The organism is Stenotrophomonas maltophilia, from assembly GCF_001676385.1.
In the GTDB taxonomy this organism is placed as follows: Bacteria; Pseudomonadota; Gammaproteobacteria; order Xanthomonadales; family Xanthomonadaceae; genus Stenotrophomonas; species Stenotrophomonas maltophilia_J.
Genome location: NZ_LYVJ01000050.1, coordinates 1 through 374, shown reverse-complemented (window position 1 = coordinate 374; position 374 = coordinate 1). Strand labels below are relative to the sequence as shown.

General features: G+C 52.7%; 1 protein-coding gene. It reads right to left on the bottom strand.

The features are described 5' to 3' along the window. On the bottom strand, positions 1-374 hold a 374-nt coding region (locus A9K58_RS19770), incomplete at both ends, for a hypothetical protein (RefSeq protein WP_196769223.1).

The window sequence follows — 374 nt, the reverse complement described above, 5'->3', positions numbered from 1 at the left end:
GACAAGTACCTGCTGCGATGGCAGTACCTACCGTGTAACCCGATGGTAGGTTTCCTGCCGGGGCAGTCTCAACGTCCAAAGATTTTTCGTAGTACCGCTGACACAACGACAGTTCATACCCCAACGGGCGGAAATCGAACTCCGTGGCCATGTCGCCACTTTCGAACTGTACTTGCGCAAGCTCAAACAGTCCGGTCTGATTGATAAGTTGACCGCCAAACAATTCCGGCCGATTGTCGGTATAGAAGAAACACAACAGCAAGTTGTTATTGGCACCGTAGGTCTTCCCCGCAACACTCGGCACGTCAAACGTTACCGTGTATTTCTGGAAGGCAGTACCGAGCGTGATTACCGGCCCGTCAACCTGCACAAGG